This is a genomic window from Bradyrhizobium sp. HKCCYLR20261 (assembly GCF_051168435.1).
Taxonomy (GTDB): Bacteria; Pseudomonadota; Alphaproteobacteria; order Rhizobiales; family Xanthobacteraceae; genus Bradyrhizobium.
Genome location: NZ_JBNPUZ010000004.1, coordinates 125560 through 147916, shown reverse-complemented (window position 1 = coordinate 147916; position 22357 = coordinate 125560). Strand labels below are relative to the sequence as shown.

The following is a 22357-nucleotide window of genomic DNA, read 5'->3' as shown; positions in this document are numbered from 1 at the left end:
TGTCAAATCGTCTCGGTCATTCCGGGGCGCGCGAAGCGCGAGCCCGGAATCCATAACCACGATCGGTCATATGGGCCGAGATGCTCGTGGCTATTGTCCCTTAAGAAATAGCGGACTGTGGCTATGGATTCCGGGCTCATTCGCGCTGCTTTAAAATGGCTGCGCCATTTGGCGCGCGAATGCTCCGGAATGACCCGGGCGAAATAGCTTGCCTCGCGTATGCAAGCTATTTGCCCTGCTTTGACGAGCTTGCGCGGTGCAACCTCTCCCCGCCCTTTGCGGGGAGAGGTCGGATTGCGCAGCAATCCGGGTGAGGGGCATGGCACATACGCAGCCGAGTTGCAGGTCTGACGGACGAGCAGGGCGGCTCTGAGAGGCAAGGAATTGGCACCACCCGTGTGGCTGCCCCTCACCCCGACCCTCTCCCCGTGAAGAACGGGGAGAGGGAGCGCAAACACCTCCCGTCCTACAAACTCATCACTACGCAGCCACCTGCCGCGCCGCCGCCAGATTCGCCAGCGCCTCGTCCAGCTTGTCACGATCGATCGGCTTGACCAAAAATCCATCCATGCCCGCCTCGAAGCAGGCGTAGCGGTCCTCGACCAGCGTGTTCGCCGTGAGCGCCAGGATCGGCGTGCGGCGGCCGGGCTCGGCGGCTTCGAGCGCGCGGATGCGCTTCGCCGCGGCGATGCCGTCGAGGCGGGGCATCTGCACGTCCATCAGGATCAGGTCATAGGGCGTGCCCGCCGAGCGTGCCGCGAGCCAGGAATCGAGCGCGGCCTCGCCGTGCACGGCGATATCGGCATGATGCCCGAGCTTGGTGAGCAGCGAGCGCATCAAGAGCGCATTGATGTCGTTGTCCTCGGCCACGAGAATCGACAGGCCGGCGCCGGCGCGCGCGGCAATCGGCGGCGCGATCATCGGAACGGGATCGTCGATCAGCGTCGCGGCCGCGCCATCGACGTCGAAGCCGACGCGGGCGGCGAGCGAGGCGGCGCGCAGCGGCTTCACCAGGTAGCCATTAAACGGCGCCGTCGGCGCCAGTTCGTGGCGGCTCACCGGCGTGACGAGGACGATCAGACGCGTGGTGTGGCGCTGCGCGGCCATGCCGAGGCTGCGCGCCGTCTCGCTGCCGATGGCGTCGTCCACCAGCACGGCATGCCAGGCGCGCTCCGGCAGCAGCGCTTCGGCCACCTCGGTCTCGGCGACGAGACAGGTCTGCGCGCCCCAGTTCTGCAGCCGTCGCTCGATCAGCTCGGCCTGCAGCCCGGGCGGTGCGATCAGCATGATCGACTGTCCGGTGAGATCGGGCCCGCTAAAACTGTTCTGCTCGCCGCGCTCCAGCGCCGCCGGCAGCGGCACGGAGACCTCGAAGGTCGAGCCGGCGCCGAGCTCGCTCTGCAGATTGATCCGGCCGCCCATCCGCTTGACGATGCGGTCGGAGATCGCCAGCCCCAGGCCGGTGCCGCCGAAGCTGCGGGCGACGCTGTCGTCGGCCTGCTCGAATTCGCGGAAGATGCGCTCCTGCGCATCGGCGGCGATGCCGATGCCGGTGTCGCGGACCTGGAAGCTGATTTCGTTCGGCCAGATGCCAGGCTCGGCGATGATGGCGACGCCGCCTTTGGCGGTGAACTTGATGGCGTTGCCGGCCAGATTGAGCAGCACCTGGCGCAGCCGCGCGGCGTCGCCCGTCACGAAAGTCGGCAGCCGTTCATCCATGTAGGCCGCGATCTCAAGCTGCTTGGCCTGCGCCCGCGGCGCCAGAAGCTCGGTGATCTCCTCGATCAGCGCGGCCAGCGAGAACGGCTGCGCCTCCAGCGCCAGCTTGCCGGCCTCGATCTTGGAATAGTCGAGCAGCTCGTTGATCAGCGACATCAGCGCTTCGCCTGACGTGCGCACCGCCTTGGCGTAGGTCGTCTGCTCCGGCGTCAACTGTGTCTCGAGCAGCAGCCCGCTCATGCCGAGGATGCCGTTCAGCGGCGTGCGGATCTCGTGGCTGGCCATCGCCAGGAAGCGCGACTTGGCGCGGTTGGCGGCGTTGGCCTGGTCGCGCGCATCGGCCAGCGCGCGCTCGGTCTCGGTGCGGTCGGTGACGTCGCGGCCGACACATTGCAGCAGGGCAGGGTGGCCGGCATCGGAGCGCACCAGCGCCTCGCGCCATGCGATCCAGCGCGGCCCGATCGCGCTGTCGATGCGCTGGTCGTGCACGCGCGTGCCGCTGGGCTCGAGCGCGCTGTCGCCCTGCTCGATCAGCCCGAAGGCGAAGCGGCTGCCGACCAGGTTCTCGCGGTCGAGACCGGCCGTCTGGCAGAACGCGTCGTTGACGAACACGATCCTGCCGTCCTGCTCGCGCATGACGATGAGATCGCCCTGCTGCTCGAACAGATGCCGCGCCCGCTGCTCGGCCTCCTGCAGCTCCCAGTTCCGGTCGGCCAGAACTTCGTTGTGAAGCGCGATCTTGTGCAGCTTCTTCTTCACGAAGCGCAGCCGCATGCTGAGCGTGGCCAGGCCGACGCAGGCGAGCGCGAACAGGAAGCTGGCGCCGATCGCGAAGGCGTGCGGGTTGTAGCCGGAATTCTCGGAGATGCTGGCTTTGATGAAGCCATAGGCGCCACCGAACCCGGCGGAGAAGATCATCAGCGAGCGCAGGATCGCGAAGATGGTGCGGTGACGGCGCATGAAGCGGCGCAGCTGCAGCCTGATATGAAACATCCGTCCCATCGCTCGTCCCCGACGATCTCGATTCCAATGTCGTTGCCGACCCGCACCATGCGACGTCGGTCTTGCCGAGACTTTGAAGGCTGCTCCACACGTGCAACGCCCGTGCAGAGATGGTGAACCGGACGTTAGTCCGGGTCACAGCACCGGATTGACCGGGGAAGGCGAGTGACTGCGTGCCGCGACGATCAGCGCCGCCGCTTCGCGCGCGCTGGTGCGGCTGGAGCGCACATAGATGCGATAGTCGGCGCGGCCATCCGCCGCATCGTCACGGGCGAGATAGATCAGCGTCGCGTCCGGATGCGGATCGGCGGCGATCGCGACGACCTGGGTGGCGGCGCTCATGCCGCAGCCCTGATCCTCCCGGCCAGGCGCATCATCCACGACCACGAAATCGGCCGTCTCCGGACTGTCGGCCAGCGCCACGCGCACCGTCGCGCGTGCGGGATCGTCGGTGAAGTCGACATGGAGATCGGCGTGGAACGGGCCCGAGCCGAGCAGGACGCTGTCGGCGCCGATGGCAATGCAGGGCTGGGCGGAGGGCGCCAACTCAATCTTGGCAAAGACAGCGGCCGCGATCAGCGGCACGGCCGACACGATGACCTTGAAACGCAACATGACACGCACCGACGCAACAGGCCTAGGGGCGGAAACGCGGGCCTTATGGTTGTCGGAGCGTAAAGAGAAGTCGTTACCAGAGCGTTGATGGAGGGCGTCGCGGTTACGCCGCGTGCCGATTGTCCTCGGCCAGGGCGCGATAGGAAAGGGCCTCCGCCAGATGCAGCCGGCCGATCGTCTCGGCATGGTCGAGATCGGCCAGCGTACGCGCGACGCGCAGCACGCGGTGATAGCCGCGCGCCGACAGCCGCATCGTCTCGGCGGCCTCGCGCAGCAGCTTCTGTCCGGGCGCATCGAGCTTGGCGATGTCGTCGAGCACGGCGGCCGGCGCTTCGGCGTTGGTCCGGATGTGCGGCAGGCCGGCCTTGGCGTAGCGGGCGCGTTGCAGGTCGCGCGCGGCGGCGACGCGGGCCGCGACCTCGGCGGAGCCTTCCTTGGACGGCGGCAGGATCAGGTCGGCGGCGGTGACGGCGGGCACCTCGATGCGCAGGTCGATGCGGTCCATCAGCGGGCCGGAGATACGGGTCTGGTAGTCGGCGGTACAGCGGTCGATGCGGCCGCGCTTGCAGGCATAGCCGGGCTCGAAAGCATTGCCGCAGCGACAGGGGTTCATCGCGGCGACCAGCATGAAGCGGGCAGGGTAGGTGACGCGGTGATTGGCGCGCGAGATCGAGACCTCGCCGTTCTCCAAGGGCTGGCGCAGTGAATCCAGCACGCGTGGATCGAACTCCGGCAGCTCGTCGAGGAACAGCACGCCCTGATGCGCCAGCGAGATCTCGCCGGGCCGCGCGCGCAGGCCGCCGCCGGTCAGCGCCGCCATGCTGGCGGAATGATGCGGGCTGCGGAACGGCCGCCGGTTGGTCAGCGCGCCGCCCTCGATCTCGCCGGCGACCGACGCGATCATCGAGACCTCCAGCAGCTCGGCCGGCGACAGCGGCGGCAGGATCGAAGGCAGCCGCGCCGCCAGCATCGACTTGCCGGCACCTGGACTTCCGATCATCAATAAATGATGGCCGCCGGCGGCTGCGATCTCCAGCGCCCGCTTGCCGCTTTCCTGGCCCTTGATGTCGCGCAGGTCGAGCAGGCTCGCGGGCGCCTCCTGGATTTTCGGTTGCGGGCGCGACAGCACCTGCGTGCCTTTGAAGTGATTGGCGATCTGGATCAGCGATGTCGCCGCGATGATCTGCAGGTCGGGACTGGCCCACGCCGCCTCGGCGCCGCAGGCGGCCGGACAGATCAGCCCCTCCTCGCGCGCATTGGCGCCAATCGCTGCCGGCAGCACGCCGGCGACGGGCGCGAGCGAGCCGTCGAGGCCAAGCTCGCCAAGCACGGTGAAGCCGCTCAGCGCATCCGGCGGAATCGCGCCGATGGCGGCCATCAGCCCGAGCGCGATCGGCAGGTCGTAATGGCTGCCTTCCTTCGGCACATCGGCGGGCGCCAGGTTGACGGTGATCCGCCGCGCCGGCAGCGCGAGGCCAGAGGCGATCAGCGCCGAGCGGACTCGTTCGCGCGCCTCCGACACGGCCTTGTCCGGGAGGCCAACGATCGCGAACGCCGGCAGTCCCGGCGCGACCTGGACCTGCACGTCGACCGCGCGGGCCTCGATCCCCTCGAAGGCGACGGTGGAAACGCGCTGGACCATGGTGCCCCTCCCGATGCAGAGGCTAGCGGAAGCGGAGGGCGTTCGCAAGAACAAGACGAGAACATTGGACCGGGCCGGGTGAAATCCGTTAACGACGGCCTGACGCTTCCGTAGTTCCCCGTGGTTGGCTTAACGCCCCTTTAGTCCGGCCTTCGCATTCTTCCGCAAATTGATGAGCGATGCGCGCCGCCTGACAGCCGGCCGGCGCCGACCATGAGAGAATTGCAATGCCCCCAGCGCCTGCGGCAGCTCCATCCGTCAAAACGCCCGCCGGTGAGGCGAGGACGGTGTCCGAACTCGCCACCGACATGCTGCGCCGGACCACCAGCCTGTTCCTCGCCGGCCCGCGTCCAGCGTCGGACGAGCAGCTCGATCTCTATGACCAGATGTTCGCCCGGCTGATGCCGCAGGTCGCGACCGAGCTGGTAGCCGAATTGAGCATGGCGCTCGCCGGTGTCGAGCGTGCGCCCTACGCCACCGTCCGTCTGCTCGCGGTGCATCCCGAATTGCGGGTCGCAGGTCCGATGCTGGCCAAGGCGGCCGTGCTGACCGAACGCGATCTCGCGGAGTTCATCCGGGCCGGCAGCCCGGCGCATCTGGCCGCCATCGCCAGCCGCAGGGGCATCGGCGACAGTCTCACGACGCAGCTGATCGCCCGCGGCTTCCCGGCCGTGCGCATGGCGCTGGCGCAGAACCTCACCGCGAAACTCTCCGAGGACGGCTATCGCAGCCTGTTCAAGATCGCCGAGCGCGACGAGGACCTGGCCGAGAAGCTGGCGCTGCGCACCGATCTCCCGGCCAAGCTGTCGCGCGCTTTCGTCGCCGCCGCCAGCGAGGCCGCCCGCACCCGCTTCATCAAGGCCGCGCCGCCGGCGACCCGCGCCACGCTGCAGGCCGCGCCGACCCGGTCGTCGGGCGCCGCGATGCGGGCGATGTGGGATTATGAGCAGGTCAAGGCCGAGGTCGCCGCGCTCAATCGCAGCGGCAAGCTCGGCGACTCCGCCGTCAATCGCTTCTGCGTCACCGGCGATTTTCCCGCCGTGATCGCGGCGCTCGCGCTGCTGTGCGTGGTCTCGATCGAGACGATCGAATCGCTGCTGCAGGATGATCGCCTGATGGATCTGCTGCTGGCCTGCAAGGCGGCGCGGCTGGGCTGGGCGACGACCGCGATGATCCTGCGCGCGCGTCCCGGCTGCGACGCGCTTGCCGCCGACGACGTCGAGGAGGCGCGCAAGCGCTTTGAGAAGCTCGCGCTGTCCGAGGCGCAGTGGAAGGTCCGCGGCCTCGAGTCGCGCTGAGCGGTGCGCCGCCCGGCGTCAGCCCGGCGGCGTGCTGTAGTTGGTGAAGTCGATCTTGAACATCGCCGGATCGAGCTTCTTCGTTGTGTCGAGGTTGTAGACGGCGATGGTCGTGTCGTAGCCTTGCGGATCGGTCACGGTCCACTGCTTGAGCTGGCCGTCCTTGGCGCCGAGCATCAGCATCAGCCGGCTGGTGCCGATCAGCGCCTGCTTCTCCTCGATCGTGATCGTCACATAGAGATCGTCCGAGGACACCGCGATGACGTTGGTGTCCTTGAGCAGGTCGATCCGGTCGGACAGCAGATAGCGCAGCGGCGTCTGCGACAGCGGGTAGACGTCCTGGGTCGCCAGCTTGCGGTCGCGCACCACCAGCGACGAGCCGTCGGCGACGATGTCGATCGGCGTCGGCGGCTCATATTCGAAGCGCACCTTGCCGGGCTTCTGGATGTAGAAATCGCCCTTGGTCTTGCTGCCGTCCGGGCCGACCTGAACGAAGTTTCCGACCAAGGTCTGCAACGAGGACAGATAGGCGCTGACCTTGGCCGCCTGCGCCTTCTGGTTGGCGTCGAACGAGGTGAAGATGCTTGCCGGCACGTTGCGCCGGGGATCGGGAATGATCGGATTTGGCGGCGTGGCCTGGGTGGTGGCGGGACCGCCGCGCTGGGCATCGGCGGCGCTGAGCGGGCCGCTCTTCTGCCCCGCCTTGGGGGCGGCCGTGCTCTGGGCGGCGGCAGGAACCGTTGCTCCCGCCATCAATCCCGCCCAAGTGGCGCAGACCACGCCGCCGGCGAGAAGCGCCGACAGGCGGCGGCCGCGCCGGGCCGCTGGAGATGAAAACGTGCTGTTCAACAAGGGGCTTTTCAAAACGGCGTCCTGATGTTTCCGCGTTTCTATCGTGGTTCGGTCGGTCAGCGTGATCGTAATTGCGTGAAGTTACGACACGGAAACGGCAGATCTGGGACCGAGACGGGCAGGGCTCAGAACCCGCCTTCTTCCTCGGGCACCAGGATCTCGCGCTTGCCGGCGTGGTTGGCCTGGCCGACGATGCCTTCCTGTTCCATCCGCTCCATCAGTGAAGCGGCCTTGTTATAGCCGATCTGCAGCCGGCGTTGAATGTAGCTGGTCGAGGCCTTGCGGTCGCGCTTCACCACGGCCACGGCCTGCGCGAACAGGTCGTCGCCGCCGCCGCCGCCACCCATGCCGGTGGCGTCGAACACGGCGCCGTCCTCCTCGCTCGGCTCCTCGGCGGTGACCGCCTCGAGATATTCCGGCGAGCCCTGGGCCTTGAGATGGCGCACCACCTTCTCGACCTCCTCGTCGGAACAGAACGGGCCGTGGACGCGGCTGATGCGGCCGCCGCCGGCCATGTAGAGCATGTCGCCCTGGCCGAGCAGCTGCTCGGCGCCCATCTCGCCGAGGATGGTGCGGCTGTCGATCTTCGACGTCACCTGGAAGGAGATGCGGGTCGGGAAGTTGGCCTTGATGGTGCCGGTGATGACGTCGACCGACGGACGCTGCGTCGCCAGGATCACGTGCAGGCCGGCGGCGCGCGCCATCTGGGCGAGGCGCTGCACCGTGCCTTCGATGTCCTTGCCGGCGACCATCATCAGGTCGGCCATTTCGTCGACGATGATGACGATGTAGGGCAGGGGATCGAGGTCGAGCTTCTCCTCCTCGTAGATCGCCTTTCCGGTCTCCTTGTCGAAGCCGGTGTGGACGGTGCGCGTCAGCTCCTCGCCCTTGTTGCGGGCTTCCGCAAGCCGGGCGTTGTAGCCATCGATGTTGCGCACGCCGAGCTTGGCCATCTTCTTGTAGCGCTCCTCCATCTCGCGCACCGCCCATTTCAGCGCGACGACGGCCTTCTTCGGGTCGGTCACGACGGGCGTGAGCAGATGGGGAATGCCGTCATAGACGGAGAGTTCGAGCATCTTCGGGTCGACCATGATCAGCCGGCACTGGTCGGGCCGCAGGCGATAGACCAGGCTCAGGATCATGGTGTTGATCGCGACCGACTTGCCCGAGCCGGTCGTACCGGCGATCAGCATGTGCGGCGTGCGGGCGAGATCGATGATGATGGACTCGCCGCCGATGTTCTTGCCGAGGCAGAGCGGCAGCTTGGCGACGCTCTCGGTCGCCTCCTTCGCCACCAGCAGCTCGCGCAAGTAAACCTTCTCGCGATGCACGTTCGGCAGCTCGATGCCGATGGCGTTGCGGCCGGGCACGACGGCGACGCGCGCCGACAGCGCACTCATCGAGCGGGCGATGTCGTCGGCGAGGCCGATGACGCGCGACGACTTGATGCCCGGCGCCGGCTCCAGCTCGTACAGGGTGACGACGGGGCCGGGGTGCGCCTTCACGATCTCGCCGCGCACGCCGAAATCCTGCAGCACGCCTTCCAGCGCGCGCGAATTGGCCTCGAGCTCGCTCTTCGACAGCGGCTGGCGGTCGGAGGATTTGGGCGCCGCCAGCATCGAGACCGACGGCAAATCGTATTTGTCGCTGGACTTCTTCGGCGGGGTTTTCGGCGCCGGCTTCTTGCGCGCCTTCGGAGCCGGCTCCTCCTCCTCGTCGTCCTCCTCGTCGCCGGCCGCCTCTTCCTCCTCCTCGTCCTCGTCGCCCTCCATCTCGGGCGCGAGGGTCGGCTTCTTCTGGCCGCGGGCGAGGCTCGGCTCCTGCCGTCCCGCCGCGGCCGTGCGCGGTTGCGGGCCGGAGGAGACCAGCGCGCGATAGGCCGTCGAGAGGAACCAGCCGATCTGCGCCTTCGCGCTCATCAGCGCGTGGAAGATCCAGCCGAGCCGGATGGCCTTGCGGTCGTCGTCATCCTCGGGATCGGCGAGCGGCGTGTCGTCCTCTTCCTCGTCGACCAGGCTCGGATCGGCTTCCTTCGCGCCCATGCCGCCGGCGACCAGCAGGCAGCCGATCATCGCGACCAGCAGCAGCGTGCCGAGCACGATGCGGTAGATCACGCCGGGCGGGCCGAACACCACCGCCGGCGCGCGCACCAGGGCATCGCCGACGACACCGCCGAGGCCGGTCGGCAGCGGCCACGCATGCGAGCGCGGCCAGCAGCTGGCGAAGCCGGCGGCGATGACGGCCGCGAGCACCCAGGCGCCGAAGCGCAGCGCCTCGCGGTCGAACGGGCGGTGCGTCATCATCCGCCAGCCGCGGACGGCCAGCGGCAGGATCGCCATGATCGAGCCGAGGCCGAGGATCTGCATCAGGAGGTCGGCGCTGATCGCGCCGGGATAGCCGAGGATGTTGCGGATCGCGCGCGAGGTGGCATGCGACAGGCTCGGGTCCTGCACCGACCAGGTCATCAGCGCCGCGGCCGCGACACCGCACAGCGCGATCAGCCCGAGGCCCGCGAGCTCGCGCAGCCGCCGCACCAGCGCCTCGCGCAGCGAGGTCGGCAGATGATTGACCAGGGGAATGACTCGTTCGATCGCCGGCATCCGCATCCGCCCCGCGATTATCCGAGTGTCTCGACCAGCCGGTGCAGCGCCTCGCCGGTCGAGGCCGCATCGGCCACCAGCGCCAGCCTGATATAGCCGACCCCCGGATTGAAGCCATCGGGTTGCGGCCGCGCCAGATAGCTGCCGGGCACGACGCGCACGCCGGCGTCGCGATACAGCCGCAGCGTCACCTCCTCGTCGCCGCCGCGGTCCGCGACGTCGAGCCAGACACAGAAGCCGCCGTCGGGCCGCGTATAGCCGTAGCGGTTGCCGATGATCTGGTCGGCGAGATCGAACTTGGCGCGGTACAGCCGGCGATTCTCCTCGACATGCGCCTCGTCGGCATAGGCCGCGACCGCGACATGCTGCAACGGCACCGGCACCTGGGGCGCGGCGACGTTGCGCAGCTCATGGAAGACTGCGAGAAACCTGCGGTCGCCGGCGGCGAAGCCGATGCGCATGCCCGGCACGTTGGAGCGCTTCGACAGCGACTGGAACGCGACGACGTTGCTGTAGTCGGGACCGGCATGCTCCAGCATGCTGCCCGGCGCCTGCCGCGTGTAGATCTCCGAATAGCATTCGTCGCTGAAGATCAGGAAGCCGTAGGTGTTGGCGAGCCGCACCAGCTTGCGCATGTAGTCCGCCGAGGCGACCGAGCCTTGCGGATTCGCCGGCGTCGCAAGGTAGAACGCGACGGTGCGGGACAAGGTCGCCTCGTCGATCGCATCGAGATCGGGAAGAAAACCGTTGTCGCGAATCGTCGGCAGATAGACCTGCTCACAGCCTGCGGTGCGGGCGCCGACGCCATACACCGGATAGAACGGGTTCGGCATCAGGATCGCCGGCTTGCCGCGGCGCGGGCCGACATGGCGGAGCGCGGCATGCGCGGCGAAGAACAGGCCCTCGCGGCTGCCGTTCAGAACGAGAATCTCATGTTCGGGATCGACCGCACGCGGCAGCGCGAATCGGCGCGACAGCCAGGCGCTCGCCGCTTTCCGGAACGGTTCGATGCCCTTGGCGGCGGGATAGCGGCCGAAATCGGCGATGTGCTGCGCCAGCACGGGCCCGACGAAATCCGGCACCGGATGCTGCGGCTCACCGACGGCGAGCGTGATCATCGGCTTGCCCGGCTGGTAGGGGGCGAGCAGTTCGTTCAGCCGCGCAAACGGCGAGCGTTCGCTCTCCGAATGGCTGGCGCCAGCGGGCGCGGGGGATGAAGCGGTCATTGCCATACGTAAAACGCGCGCCAAACCAGTGGAAGCCGCCGATCGCCCATGAACCGGTGCCTTGGCGGTCACCATAGGTGGGGCGAGGTTAAGACGCGATTAACCATCGGCGCTGCCGCACGTTTTGATCGTTTTTCGCCAGTCGATCCAGAGGCAATTTCGCAACAGCGGCGGACATTGTGGTGATTCGGGCGGGGGGAGAGGGAACCTCCGGCGCGCGGGGTGAGCCAAGCAGCCGCGAGCGGGCTGTCCGATACAGCGCCCTCGCCCCCTGTGTGAGAGGGCATCGCCGGCCGATCAACACATGCGATCGGGTGAGGGGTCTCTCTCGGCGAACGGCGCTCTTGGACAGAACCCCTCACCCAACCGAGCTTGCAGCGCTGTCCCACATGCCCTCTCCCACCCTGGCGAAGCTTTGCTTCGCTTGGGGGCGAGGGCGCATTCACGGGCACTGCGCTTGTTGCATGCTATCAAGCTCTAGCAAAAAACCAGGGCGGCCCGGTGCGCCGGAATAAGTATGGGAATCTACGCGCACCGGGCCTTGGCCGAACTACTTGGGGGCTTAGTTCGGGTGATCATCAGATAGCACCCTGGTTTTTCCCTGGTGTTGCCGACATCCTAAGATTTGTAGAATTTGATGTCGGTAGCCGCCGAATGCGGCGCGGGCGGACGAATTGCTTAACGAAGATGTCCGCAGCGGCCGTTGCCTTCTGGCCGCAGTGCCGGAGTTGGACTTCATACTAGGCCACGGCCTCGGTCGCTCCGCCCGCCGCGCAAGTTTGTCTGACCGGAAACACTCCGTCACATCCGGCATCATCCGACATTTCACGAAACGAGAATGGCGCATCACGACCATCTTTCGCGGGCATCAGCGATTCCCATGGGCGTGCCGGCATCTGCGTCGCGCCGAGGACTCTGACTTTTCGAAAGAGCGTCGATGATGCGTCTGAGACTGCCGGGCGTGCTTGCCCTGATGCTGCTGGCCCTGCCGGTGACCGCGTTGCCCCGCACCGCCGCGGCCGCCCCTGCGGCGGCCGCGACCTCGATCACCATCGAAGGCAACCGGCGTATCGAAGCCGACACCATCCGCTCCTACTTCAAGCCGGGGCCGTCCGGCGCGCTCGACGCCGGCCAGGTCGATGACGGCCTGAAGGCGCTGATCCAGACCGGCCTGTTCGCCGACGTCAGGATCGACCGCCAGGGCGGCCGGCTCGTGGTGCGCGTGGTCGAGAACCCCGTGATCGGCCGCGTCGCCTTCGAGGGCAACAAGAAGGTCAAGGACGAGCAGCTCCAGGCCGAGGTGCAGTCGAAGCCGCGCGGCACGCTGTCCCGGCCTATGGTGCAGTCGGATGCGCAGCGCATCGCCGAGATCTACCGCCGCTCCGGCCGCTACGACGTGCGCGTCACGCCTGAAATCATCGAGCAGCCCAACAACCGCGTCGACCTCATCTTCACGGTCGTCGAGGGCGTCAAGACCGGCGTGAAGTCGGTCGAGTTCGTCGGCAACAATGCCTATTCCGCCGCGCGTCTGCGCGACATCATCAAGACCCGCGCGACCAACTGGCTGAGCTTCCTCGGCAACAACGACGTCTACGACCCCGATCGCGTCGAGGCCGACCGCGACCTGATCCGCCGCTTCTACCTCAAGAACGGCTATGCCGACGTCCAGGTCGTGGCCGCGCTCAGCGAATATGATCCGGAGCAGAAGGGGTTCCTGGTCACGTTTCAGATCGAGGAAGGCCAGCAATACCGCGTCGGCTCGGTCGACTTCCAGTCGACCGTCGCCGCGCTCGATGCCAATGCGCTGCGCGGCTATTCGCGGGTCAGTGTCGGCGCTCTCTACAATGTCGAGCAGCTCGAGAAGTCCGTCGAGGAGATGCAGATCGAGGCCTCGCGCCGCGGCTTCAGCTTCGCGGTCGTGCGTCCGCGCGGCGACCGCAACATCGAGGCCCACACGGTCGCGATCGTGTTCTCCGTCGACGAAGGCCCGCGCACCTATATCGAGCGCATCGCCATCCGCGGCAACACGCGCACGCGCGACTACGTGATCCGGCGCGAGTTCGACCTCTCCGAGGGCGATGCCTACAACCGCGCGCTGGTCGATCGCGCCGAGCGCCGGCTGAAGAACCTCGACTTCTTCAAGGAGGTCAAGATCACGACCGAGCCGGGCTCGTCGAGCGACCGCGTGATCCTGAACGTCCTGCTGGAGGAAAAGTCGACCGGTGACTTCTCGATCTCCGGCGGCTATTCGACGACCGATGGCGCGCTGGCGGAGGTGTCGATCTCCGAGCGCAATTTCCTCGGGCGCGGACTCTATGCCAAGGCGGCGGTCACCTACGGACAATATACCCGCGGCGTGTCGCTGTCCTTCGTCGAGCCGTATCTGCTGGACTACCGGATCGCGCTCGGCCTCGACGTCTCCTACCGCCAGCAGCTCGCCAACAGCTACACCAGCTATGGCACGCGCACCGTCGGCTTCAGCCCGCGGCTCGGCTTCCAGCTGCGCGAGGATTTGTCGCTGCAGCTGCGCTATTCGCTGTACCGGCAGGAGATCACGCTGCCGTCCTATCTCGCCAACTGCAACAACAACTCCGCCAACGGCCTGCTCGCCTTCAATCCCACCCCGGCCTATATCCAGAGCGTGCTCGGCGGCGTCGATCCGACCAATTCGACCTCATCCGGCGTCTACGGCTATGGCTGCTATGGCGACGGCGAATCGAGCCTGGCGGTCCGCAAGGAGCTGAACGACGGCGCGGCGCTGACCTCGGCGCTCGGCTACACGCTGAACTACAACACGCTCGACAACACCAAGAACCCGACCGATGGCCTGCTGATCGACTGGCGCCAGGATTTCGCCGGCGTCGGCGGCAATGTCAGCTATCTGAAGTCGGCCATCGATGCGAAGTACTTCACGCCGCTGGTCGCCGACATCGTCAGCGTGATCCATCTGCAGGGCGGCGTCCTCAACAAGGTCGGCGACAAGGACCTGCGCATGCTCGACCACTATCAGATGGGTCCGACCCTGGTCCGCGGCTTCGCCTCCAACGGCATCGGCCCGCGCGACATCACCTATCGCAGCCTGGGCGCCACCGGCGATGCGCTCGGCGGTACCAAATATTGGGGCGCCTCGGCCGAACTACAGATGCCGTTCTGGTTCCTGCCCAAGGAGGTCGGCCTGAAGGGCTCGGTCTACGCCGACGCCGGCTCGCTGTGGGGCTACCAGGGCCCGACCTCCTGGGCCGCCACCGGCGAGGTCAACACGTCGACCTGCAAATGCGCGATGCAGTATGACGACAGCAAGGTCATCCGCTCCTCCGTCGGCGTCGGCCTGATCTGGGCCTCCCCCTTCGGCCCCCTCCGCTTCGACTACGCGGTGCCGCTGTCCAAGGGCAAATACGACGTCACGCAGGAGTTCAGGTTCGGCGGCGGAACGTCGTTCTGAGGTGGAGTGCAGGACGACGCTCTGTTTAGGCGGCTAAGTTCCTGAAGATGCTCGAGCCCCGCTGCTGACCACAACGACGGTGAGCCCCCCTCCCCCTTGCGGGGAGGGGTCGGGGGTGGGGGTCCACGAACTCCGCTGCTTATGAGAGTCGGAGCTCATTCCTCTATCGCAGTGATGAGGTCTGCCTTGCTGCTCGGACCGCATTCACATCACTGAGTTCATCGCCCGCGGACCCCCACCCCCGACCCCTCCCCGCAAGGGGGAGGGGAGCGCACCGTCTGCGCGGCGGACATCTCGGCTCACATGGTCTCTTGGCAAGATCACATCCGTCGCATGTCCATCGCATGCGCATTGCCCGCATCCCTCCCATGCTCAAATTGCCCGTCGTGTTAGTTTGCCGCAGCGTGTCCCCTTGTGTCGTCGGGCAAATCACCTGCACATTTCCGCGCGTCCCTGCTGCCGCATGAGGGGCGTGTCGCGACCGTCACGAGACGTTGGCAGTGGGATGCGATGGGCGTGTGTCGACGCAGCGTGGGTCTCCTGCGCGGACGAACGGCGAGGCACGCACGGTCAAGTCGCGCGGTCCTGATATCCCGACGCTGATATCAACTCACGTTGAGGCTTCGCTTCGCGGGGGGATGGTGGCCAGCAAGCCGGCGCACCAGGGAGAACGCGAAGCAGCCGTTAAAACCGTTGCGCGGGGAGGGCCGGGCGTTCTCGGCCAGACCTGTGGTGACTGCCGCCTGCTTTCTTTTCTGCAGGCGGGCCACGGGCGCGGCCAGCGCCCGGCCTTCCCTGCGCCCTCTGTTGGATGAGGGTGATGATGGCGAGCATGACTCGGGCGTGAATGCGCCGCGAGACTGCGAAGGCATGGGATTTCGAGAAATATTAGTTGGCTATTGGGAATGTAGGATGTGAGCCGCGACGGCGGTGCGCTCCCTCTCCCCGTCCTTCACGGGGAGAGGGTTGGGGTGAGGGGCCGCTGCACGGGAAGTGCTACTCTTGAGTCACAGTCTGCGAGTCCGATGAACCTGCGATGCGGCTCCGTCGTTGCCATGCCCCTCACCCGGATTGCTGCGCAATCCGACCTCTCCCCGCGAAGGGCGGGGAGAGGTTGCAGCGCCGGGCTGCGCTGTGACCGAGCCACATGGGAACTAGGCGAGCAACGCTGACACCAATGAACCCAAATCCCTCACTCCCTGTTCGCCGGAGTCTGGATGAACCCCCGATTCCATGTCGGGCTGATCAGGATCTCGTTCACGCACACCCGCGGCGGCATGCTCGCGACGAACGCAATCGTCCGGCCGAGATCCTCCGGCTGCAGCATCCGGGCCTGCTCCTCCGCGCTTGGCACCACCGGGCGCTGCTCCAGGATCGGTGTCGCGACCTCGCCCGGCATCAGGCAGCAGGCGCGCAGGCCGTTCACACATTCCTCCATGTTGAAGGAATGCGTCAGTGCCAGCACCGCGTGCTTGGTCGAGGTGTAGGCCGGGCCCGGCATCTTCGAGACGTGGCGCCCCGCCCAGGACGAGACGTTGACGATGATGCCGTCCTTCTGCGCCCGCATCGCGGGCAGCACCGCCTTCATGCAGTACAGCACGCCGTTGAGGTTGATCTCGACCAGTTGATTCCAGCCGTCGAGCGTCATGTCGTCCCAGCGCCGGCGCGGCACGTTCACGCCGGCCGAATTGACCAGGAGATCGATGCGGCCGTGACGCATCAGGATGGCGTCGGCAGCCGTCTGCACGTCGGCGGCCTTGGCGACATCGAGCACGACGGCCTCGGCGGCGCCGCCATCAGCCGCGATCTTGGCCACCACGGCATCGAGCGCCGCCTTGCGCCGGCCCGACACCACGACGGTCCAGCCCTCGGCGGCCAGCGCCAGCGCGCCGGCCTCGCCGATCCCTGTGCCGCCCCCGGTGATCCACGCGATCCGTTTCCCCTTGGTCATTTCCTGGCGTCTCCCGTTGCCTTCGAAAGGGCGTTTTTGCTAAGGCAGCCTCGATCAGAGACGGCAGCCCCGGCGCTTCAGCCGCTGCTTTCAGCCGTCCGGGCCCTTTTCGTCTTCGTCGAGCACGATGTTCCGCCGGCTGGCACTGCCGGCCGGCCACCGCTCCAGGGGAATGTTGCATGAACCACGCCGCCAACGCCAATCTGTTCGCCCGCCTGTTCGACGGCCTCGACGATCCCAGCCGTCTCGCGATCGAGACCCATGACGGCCAGCGCATCACCTATGGGGACCTGATCGCGCGCGCCGGCCAGATGGCGAACGTGCTGGTGGCGCGTGGCGTGAAGCCGGGCGATCGCGTCGCGGCGCAGACCGAGAAGTCGGTGTCGGGTCTCGTGCTCTATCTGGCCACGGTGCGAGCCGGCGGCGTGTATCTGCCGCTCAACACCGCCTACACGCTCAACGAGCTCGACTATTTCATCGGCGACGCCGAGCCGACCGTGGTGGTGTGCGATCCCTCCAAGGCCGAGGGCATCGGCGCGCTCGCGGCGAAAGTGGGTGCCAAGGTCGAGACGCTCGACGCCTCCGGCAAGGGCTCGCTGACGGAGGCGGCCGACGAGGCCGACACCGCGTTCACCACGGTGCCGCGCACATCAGACGATCTTGCCGCGATCCTCTACACGTCGGGCACCACCGGCCGCTCCAAGGGCGCGATGCTGTCTCACGACAATCTCGCCTCGAACTCGCTGACCTTGATCGACTACTGGCGCTTCACCAAGGACGACGTGCTGATCCACGCGCTGCCGATCTACCACACCCACGGCCTGTTCGTGGCCAGCAATGTGACGCTGTTCGCGCGGGCGTCGATGATCTTCCTGCCCAAGCTCGATCCGGACCTGATCATCAACCTGATGGCGCGCGCCACGGTGCTGATGGGCGTGCCGACCTTCTACACGCGGCTGTTGCAGAATCCGCGCCTGTCGAAGGAGACGACCAGCCACATGCGTCTTTTCATCTCCGGTTCGGCTCCGCTGCTCGCCGACACCCATCGCGAATGGTTCGCGCGCACCGGCCACGCCGTGCTCGAGCGCTACGGCATGACCGAGACCAACATGAACACGTCGAACCCCTATGAGGGTGAGCGCGTGCCCGGTGCGGTCGGCTTCCCGCTGCCCGGCGTCTCCGTGCGCGTCACCGATCCCGAGACGGCCAAGGAGCTCGCCCGCGACGAGATCGGCATGATCGAGGTGAAGGGCCCGAACGTGTTCAAGGGCTATTGGCGGATGCCGGAGAAGACCAAGTCGGAATTCCGCGACGACGGCTTCTTCATCACCGGCGACCTCGGCAAGATCGACACCCAGGGCTACGTCCACATCGTCGGCCGCGGCAAGGACCTCGTCATCTCCGGCGGCTTCAATGTCTATCCGAAGGAGATCGAGAGCGAGATCGACGCCATGCCGGGCGTGGTCGAGTCCGCCGTGATCGGCGTGCCGCATGCCGATTTCGGCGAGGGCGTCACCGCCGTGGTCGTGAAGCATCCCGGCGCCGATGTGAACGAGGCCGGCGTGCTCAAGGGCCTCGACGGCCGGCTTGCCAAGTTCAAAATGCCCAAGCGCGTGTTCGTGGTCGACGAGCTGCCGCGCAACACCATGGGCAAGGTGCAGAAGAACGTGCTGCGTGACCAGTACAAGGACATTTATACGAAGTAGCGACGGCCTAGCGCCGTCGTCCGATCGCCAGGCCCGCGAGTGCGGCCAGCGGCGGCGCGGCGCAGATCACCACGAACTCCAGCACGGCGAGCGAGGCGATGTTGTGCTGGAGGGCGATGGCGACGCAGGCGGCGAACAGGCCGGCGGCCGCGAATCCGAGGACGCAGGTCAACGGCTCCTCGGCGGGTTCGCGCGAGGAGGCATTGCGCACCGGCAGCGCCGCCGGGCGTTCGGTGGTTGTCGGCCGGACCGTGGGAACGGGCATCGGACCTCCCTGCAGCGCGCTTTTTTGGATCGCGTCTCGCCGCAGACTAGGCCACGGCGTCCGACCCTGACATGCGGCAAAATCGACCAGCGGCGAGATCCGGGTGTCGAGCATCGGGAACGGGCGACATCCGCGCCTGTTTGCCTCGGGGTCCGGCGGCGTCAGGGCGACGCTCGTCCCGCGAATCCTTCCGGTCAGGTTTGCAGAATCGAGAGCTTGTGCAGCCGGGTGTATGGCGAAACCGGCCGGCCCCGGTCCGTAGTTAAGCGGTGAATCAATGCTCTACGACCTGCGTTATTTTCGAGGTCTGCCGCGTTCGACCGGGCTTGGTGAGGAGATAGAAATGAACCATCATTCGCCGTCAAATGGGGGCGCTGGGTCCTGGTATACCACGACGGAGATTGATCCTTTTTTCACCGAGGTCATAGTACTGAATCGCAGTTCGGTTTTGGGCCATTTGTTCGTTGCAACACCTGTTCCTTCTCCGTAAATAAAGCCCGCCTGCCGATCCCACACGGCCGCAAGCCCCTTCCGTTCACGGCCCACAAGAAATCATCAAAGCAACCAATGACAGCCAGGATCGAACGACCGCTTTCGCCGCATCTGCAAACCTACCGTTGGACGTTGACGATGATCCTCTCGATCGTCCATCGCGCCACCGGGGTTGCACTGTACTTCGGGACGCTGCTGCTGGCCTGGTGGTTGATCGCCGCCGCGTCCGGCCCCAGCGCCTACTCCTATGTCCAGGGCTTCATGGGCAGCTTCCTCGGCCGCCTGATCGTGTTCGGATACACCTGGGCGCTGCTGCATCATCTGCTCTCCGGCATCCGTCACTTCGTCTGGGACCTCGGCTACGGCTTCAAGCCCAATGAGCGCGAGACGCTGACCTGGGGCGCACTGATCGGCGGCATCACCTTGACCGTTCTGGTGTGGATCGTGGCCTACGCAGTCGGAGGCGGTCGATGAGCAACGCACGCGCAAAATCGATGCGGACCCCGCTGGGCCGCGTCCGCAATCTCGGTGCAGCCCATTCCGGCACCGGCGACTTCTGGCGCCAGCGCATCACCGCGGTCGCGATGACCTTGCTGATCGTTCCGGTCGTCGTCGTCGTGATCATGCTGCTCGGCCGCAACCAGGCCGGTGCGGCGCAGATCCTCGGCTCGCTGCCGATCGCGCTGATCATGCTGCTGTTCGTGGTCGCCAGCTGCTGGCACATGAAGATCGGCATGCAGGTGATCATCGAGGATTACGTCCACACCGAGTCGCTCAAGCTGATCGCGATCATGGGCAACAACTTCTTTGCCGTGACCGTGGCGATCGCCTCGATCTACGCCCTCATCAAACTGTCCACTGGAGTCTAGCGAATGGCCGGCGGAGCAAATGGCAGCGCGAACGGCGCGCCCGCGACGAACGGAAAAGCCTATCCGATCGAGGATCACACCTACGACGTCGTCGTGGTCGGCGCCGGCGGCGCGGGCCTGCGCGCCGTGGTCGGCTGCAGCGAAGCGGGCCTGCGCACCGCCTGCATCACCAAGGTGTTCCCGACCCGCTCGCACACCGTGGCGGCGCAGGGCGGCATCTCCGCCTCGCTCGGCAACATGCACCAGGACGACTGGCGCTGGCACATGTACGACACCGTGAAGGGGTCGGACTGGCTCGGCGACCAGGACGCGATCGAATACATGGTGCGCAACGCGCCCGACGCGGTCTACGAGCTCGAGCATTGGGGCGTGCCGTTCTCGCGCACCGAGGACGGCAAGATCTACCAGCGCCCGTTCGGCGGCATGACCATGGACTACGGCAAGGGCCAGGCGCAGCGCACCTGCGCCGCCGCCGACCGTACCGGCCATGCGATGCTGCACACGATGTATGGCCAGTCGCTGCGCCATGCGGCCGAGTTCTTCATCGAGTATTTCGCCATCGACCTGATCATGGATGACCAGGGCACCTGCCGCGGCGTGATCGCGCTGCGCATGGATGACGGCACCCTGCATCGCTTCCGCGCCCAGACCACGATTCTGGCGACCGGCGGCTATGGGCGCGCCTACGCCTCCTGCACCTCCGCGCACACTTGCACCGGCGACGGCGGCGGCATGGCGCTGCGCGCCGGCCTGCCGCTCCAGGACATGGAGTTCGTGCAGTTCCATCCGACCGGCATCTACGGCTCGGGCTGTCTGGTGACCGAAGGCGCGCGCGGCGAAGGCGGCTATCTCGTCAATTCCGAGGGCGAGCGCTTCATGGAGCGCTATGCGCCGTCCGCCAAGGACCTCGCCTCGCGCGACGTCGTCTCGCGCGCGATGACCATCGAGATCCGCGAAGGCCGCGGCGTCGGCAAGAAGAAGGACCACATCTTCCTGCATCTCGACCATCTCGATCCGAAGGTGCTGGCCGAGCGTCTGCCCGGCATCTCCGAATCGGCCAAGATCTTCGCCAATGTCGACGTGACCCGCGAGCCGATCCCGATCGTGCCGACGGTGCACTACAACATGGGCGGCATCCCGACCAACTATCACGCCGAGGTGCTGACCAAGAAGGACGGCGACGACAACGCGATCGTCCCCGGCCTGATGGCGGTGGGCGAGGCGGCCTGCGTGTCGGTGCACGGCGCCAACCGGCTCGGATCCAACTCGCTGATCGACCTCGTGGTGTTCGGCCGCGCCGCCGCGCTGCGGCTGGCCGAGAAGCTGACGCCGAACGGCAAGCAGCCCGACCTGCCGAAGGACTCCGCCGACAAGGCGCTCGGCCGGCTCGACCACTATCGCTACGCCTCCGGCGGCACGCCGACCGCGAAGCTGCGCGAGAGCATGCAGCACGTGATGCAGACCAACTGCGCCGTGTTCCGCACCGGCGAGGTGCTGCAGGAAGGCCATAACCTGATCCACAAGGTGTATGGCGGCATCGGCGACATCGCCGTGTCCGACCGCTCGCTGGTGTGGAATTCCGACCTGATCGAGACCCTGGAGTTCGACAACCTCATCGCGCAGGCGGTGGTGACGATGGACTCTGCGGTCAATCGCACCGAGAGCCGCGGCGCGCACGCCCGCGAGGACTTCCCGGATCGCGACGACAAGAACTGGATGAAGCACACGCTGGCGTGGATCGACAACAAGGACGGCAAGACCACGATCGATTTCCGCCCGGTGCACAACTACACCATGACCAACGACGTGCAGTACATCCCGCCCAAGGCCCGCGTGTACTGATCGCGCGTGTCCTAAGCCCTGTCCGTTGTAACCAAGAAGGCCTCCTGAAATGGCTGAGTTCGCACTTCCGAAGAATTCGCAGATCACTGGCGGCAAGACCTGGCCGAAGCCGGCGGGCGCCACCGAAGTCCGCGAGTTCAAGGTCTATCGCTGGAATCCGGACGACGGCAAGAATCCGAGCGTCGACACTTATTATGTCGACGTCAACGATTGCGGTCCGATGGTTCTCGACGGCCTGATCTGGATCAAGAACCACATCGATCCGTCGCTGACCTTCCGCCGCTCCTGCCGCGAGGGCGTGTGCGGCTCTTGCGCGATGAACATCGACGGCCAGAACACGCTGGCCTGCACCCGCTCGATGCACGACGTGAAGGACGGCGCGGTCAAGATCAACCCGCTGCCGCACCAGCCGGTGGTGAAGGACCTGGTGCCGGATCTCACCAATTTCTACGCGCAATATGCCTCGATCGAGCCGTGGCTGAAGACCACCACGCCGACGCCGCAGAAGGAGTGGAAGCAGACTCACGAGGACCGCGAGAAGCTCGACGGCCTCTATGAGTGCATCCTGTGCGCCTGCTGCTCGACCTCGTGCCCGAGCTACTGGTGGAACAGCGAGCGTTATCTCGGACCGGCCGCGCTGCTGCAGGCGACCCGCTGGGTCAAGGACAGCCGCGACGAGGCGACCGGCGAGCGGCTCGACAATCTCGAGGATCCGTTCCGGCTGTATCGCTGCCACACCATCATGAACTGCGCCAAGGCCTGCCCGAAGGGGCTCAACCCGGCCGAGGCGATCGCCGAGCTGAAGTTGAAGCTCGTCGAACGGCAGATCTGACCGA

15 protein-coding genes are annotated in these 22357 nt (G+C 66.6%); 7 read left to right on the top strand and 8 right to left on the bottom strand.

The window, feature by feature from the left end; genetic code table 11:
• Positions 1-480: 480 nt before the first annotated feature.
• From ACQR1L_RS10725 to ACQR1L_RS10715, 3 genes are all read right to left on the bottom strand, one after another.
• Complete coding sequence (locus ACQR1L_RS10725) at positions 481-2721, bottom strand: ATP-binding protein (RefSeq protein WP_434857930.1); 2241 nt, start codon at positions 2719-2721, stop codon at positions 481-483.
• Between the two features lie 135 nt (positions 2722-2856).
• Positions 2857-3336: a hypothetical protein gene (locus ACQR1L_RS10720; protein WP_434857929.1), complete on the bottom strand. Its 480-nt coding sequence runs from the start codon at positions 3334-3336 to the stop codon at positions 2857-2859.
• A gap of 103 nt (positions 3337-3439) precedes the next feature.
• The gene (locus tag ACQR1L_RS10715) at positions 3440-4978 is read right to left on the bottom strand and encodes a YifB family Mg chelatase-like AAA ATPase (protein WP_434857928.1); all 1539 of its coding nucleotides are present in this window, start codon (positions 4976-4978) and stop codon (positions 3440-3442) included.
• 227 nt (positions 4979-5205) lie between these two features.
• Here ACQR1L_RS10715 and ACQR1L_RS10710 point away from each other — a divergent pair, with 227 nt between their 5' ends.
• Positions 5206-6276, top strand: a complete 1071-nt coding sequence (locus ACQR1L_RS10710) for a DUF2336 domain-containing protein (RefSeq protein WP_434857927.1) — start codon at positions 5206-5208, stop codon at positions 6274-6276.
• 18 nt (positions 6277-6294) lie between these two features.
• On the opposite strand, the gene ACQR1L_RS10705 is transcribed toward ACQR1L_RS10710, so the two are convergent.
• The 3 genes from ACQR1L_RS10705 to ACQR1L_RS10695 all read right to left on the bottom strand — a co-directional run bounded on the left by ACQR1L_RS10705 (position 6295) and on the right by ACQR1L_RS10695 (position 10960).
• Positions 6295-7029 (bottom strand): outer membrane lipoprotein carrier protein LolA, encoded by a 735-nt coding sequence (locus ACQR1L_RS10705; RefSeq protein WP_434857926.1) that lies wholly within the window; start codon positions 7027-7029, stop codon positions 6295-6297.
• A 224-nt stretch (positions 7030-7253) separates the two neighbouring features.
• On the bottom strand, positions 7254-9734 hold the full coding sequence (locus tag ACQR1L_RS10700) for a DNA translocase FtsK (protein WP_434857925.1): 2481 nt from the start codon (positions 9732-9734) through the stop codon (positions 7254-7256).
• A gap of 11 nt (positions 9735-9745) precedes the next feature.
• Positions 9746-10960 (bottom strand): aminotransferase class I/II-fold pyridoxal phosphate-dependent enzyme, encoded by a 1215-nt coding sequence (locus ACQR1L_RS10695; protein WP_434857924.1) that lies wholly within the window; start codon positions 10958-10960, stop codon positions 9746-9748.
• A gap of 931 nt (positions 10961-11891) precedes the next feature.
• On the opposite strand from ACQR1L_RS10695, the gene bamA reads away from it, so the two are divergent.
• On the top strand, positions 11892-14396 hold the full coding sequence (gene bamA, locus ACQR1L_RS10690) for an outer membrane protein assembly factor BamA (protein WP_434857923.1): 2505 nt from the start codon (positions 11892-11894) through the stop codon (positions 14394-14396).
• Between the two features lie 1192 nt (positions 14397-15588).
• On the opposite strand, the gene ACQR1L_RS10685 is transcribed toward bamA, so the two are convergent.
• Positions 15589-16347, bottom strand: a complete 759-nt coding sequence (locus ACQR1L_RS10685; protein ID WP_434857922.1) for an SDR family oxidoreductase — start codon at positions 16345-16347, stop codon at positions 15589-15591.
• A gap of 179 nt (positions 16348-16526) precedes the next feature.
• On the opposite strand from ACQR1L_RS10685, the gene ACQR1L_RS10680 reads away from it, so the two are divergent.
• Positions 16527-18053 carry a malonate--CoA ligase gene (locus ACQR1L_RS10680; RefSeq protein ID WP_434857921.1) on the top strand — a complete coding sequence of 509 codons (1527 nt, stop codon included), beginning with the start codon at positions 16527-16529 and terminating at the stop codon, positions 18051-18053.
• Positions 18054-18060: 7 nt separating this feature from the next.
• Here ACQR1L_RS10680 and ACQR1L_RS10675 read toward each other — a convergent pair whose 3' ends face one another.
• The gene (locus ACQR1L_RS10675) at positions 18061-18318 is read right to left on the bottom strand and encodes a hypothetical protein (RefSeq protein WP_434857920.1); all 258 of its coding nucleotides are present in this window, start codon (positions 18316-18318) and stop codon (positions 18061-18063) included.
• Between the two features lie 567 nt (positions 18319-18885).
• On the opposite strand from ACQR1L_RS10675, the gene sdhC reads away from it, so the two are divergent.
• From sdhC to ACQR1L_RS10655, 4 genes are read left to right on the top strand one after another with little or no spacing between them, the layout of a single operon-like run.
• On the top strand, positions 18886-19284 hold the full coding sequence (gene sdhC, locus ACQR1L_RS10670) for a succinate dehydrogenase, cytochrome b556 subunit (RefSeq protein ID WP_008965547.1): 399 nt from the start codon (positions 18886-18888) through the stop codon (positions 19282-19284).
• Positions 19285-19304: 20 nt separating this feature from the next.
• Entirely contained in the window at positions 19305-19679 is a 375-nt protein-coding gene (sdhD, locus tag ACQR1L_RS10665) for a succinate dehydrogenase, hydrophobic membrane anchor protein (protein WP_011923484.1), read from the top strand.
• 3 nt (positions 19680-19682) lie between these two features.
• Positions 19683-21521: a succinate dehydrogenase flavoprotein subunit gene (sdhA, locus tag ACQR1L_RS10660; protein WP_434857919.1), complete on the top strand. Its 1839-nt coding sequence runs from the start codon at positions 19683-19685 to the stop codon at positions 21519-21521.
• 49 nt (positions 21522-21570) lie between these two features.
• Positions 21571-22353 (top strand): succinate dehydrogenase iron-sulfur subunit, encoded by a 783-nt coding sequence (locus ACQR1L_RS10655; protein WP_006613010.1) that lies wholly within the window; start codon positions 21571-21573, stop codon positions 22351-22353.
• The last annotated feature ends 4 nt before the right edge of the window (positions 22354-22357 follow it).

What these genes read in the sequence shown, in the direction of transcription:
- ACQR1L_RS10725 (WP_434857930.1), bottom strand. Translation starts at nt 2,721, where the DNA reads ATGGGACGGATGTTTCATATCAGGCTGCAGCTGCGCCGCTTCATGCGC.
- ACQR1L_RS10655 (WP_006613010.1), top strand. Translation starts at nt 21,571, where the DNA reads ATGGCTGAGTTCGCACTTCCGAAGAATTCGCAGATCACTGGCGGCAAG.
- ACQR1L_RS10680 (WP_434857921.1), top strand. Translation starts at nt 16,527, where the DNA reads ATGAACCACGCCGCCAACGCCAATCTGTTCGCCCGCCTGTTCGACGGC.
- sdhD (WP_011923484.1), top strand. Translation starts at nt 19,305, where the DNA reads ATGCGGACCCCGCTGGGCCGCGTCCGCAATCTCGGTGCAGCCCATTCC.
- ACQR1L_RS10705 (WP_434857926.1), bottom strand. Translation starts at nt 7,029, where the DNA reads ATGGCGGGAGCAACGGTTCCTGCCGCCGCCCAGAGCACGGCCGCCCCC.
- ACQR1L_RS10720 (WP_434857929.1), bottom strand. Translation starts at nt 3,336, where the DNA reads ATGTTGCGTTTCAAGGTCATCGTGTCGGCCGTGCCGCTGATCGCGGCC.
- ACQR1L_RS10695 (WP_434857924.1), bottom strand. Translation starts at nt 10,960, where the DNA reads ATGGCAATGACCGCTTCATCCCCCGCGCCCGCTGGCGCCAGCCATTCG.
- sdhA (WP_434857919.1), top strand. Translation starts at nt 19,683, where the DNA reads ATGGCCGGCGGAGCAAATGGCAGCGCGAACGGCGCGCCCGCGACGAAC.
- ACQR1L_RS10710 (WP_434857927.1), top strand. Translation starts at nt 5,206, where the DNA reads ATGCCCCCAGCGCCTGCGGCAGCTCCATCCGTCAAAACGCCCGCCGGT.
- ACQR1L_RS10700 (WP_434857925.1), bottom strand. Translation starts at nt 9,734, where the DNA reads ATGCGGATGCCGGCGATCGAACGAGTCATTCCCCTGGTCAATCATCTG.
- ACQR1L_RS10675 (WP_434857920.1), bottom strand. Translation starts at nt 18,318, where the DNA reads ATGCCCGTTCCCACGGTCCGGCCGACAACCACCGAACGCCCGGCGGCG.
- bamA (WP_434857923.1), top strand. Translation starts at nt 11,892, where the DNA reads ATGATGCGTCTGAGACTGCCGGGCGTGCTTGCCCTGATGCTGCTGGCC.
- ACQR1L_RS10685 (WP_434857922.1), bottom strand. Translation starts at nt 16,347, where the DNA reads ATGACCAAGGGGAAACGGATCGCGTGGATCACCGGGGGCGGCACAGGG.
- sdhC (WP_008965547.1), top strand. Translation starts at nt 18,886, where the DNA reads ATGACAGCCAGGATCGAACGACCGCTTTCGCCGCATCTGCAAACCTAC.
- ACQR1L_RS10715 (WP_434857928.1), bottom strand. Translation starts at nt 4,978, where the DNA reads ATGGTCCAGCGCGTTTCCACCGTCGCCTTCGAGGGGATCGAGGCCCGC.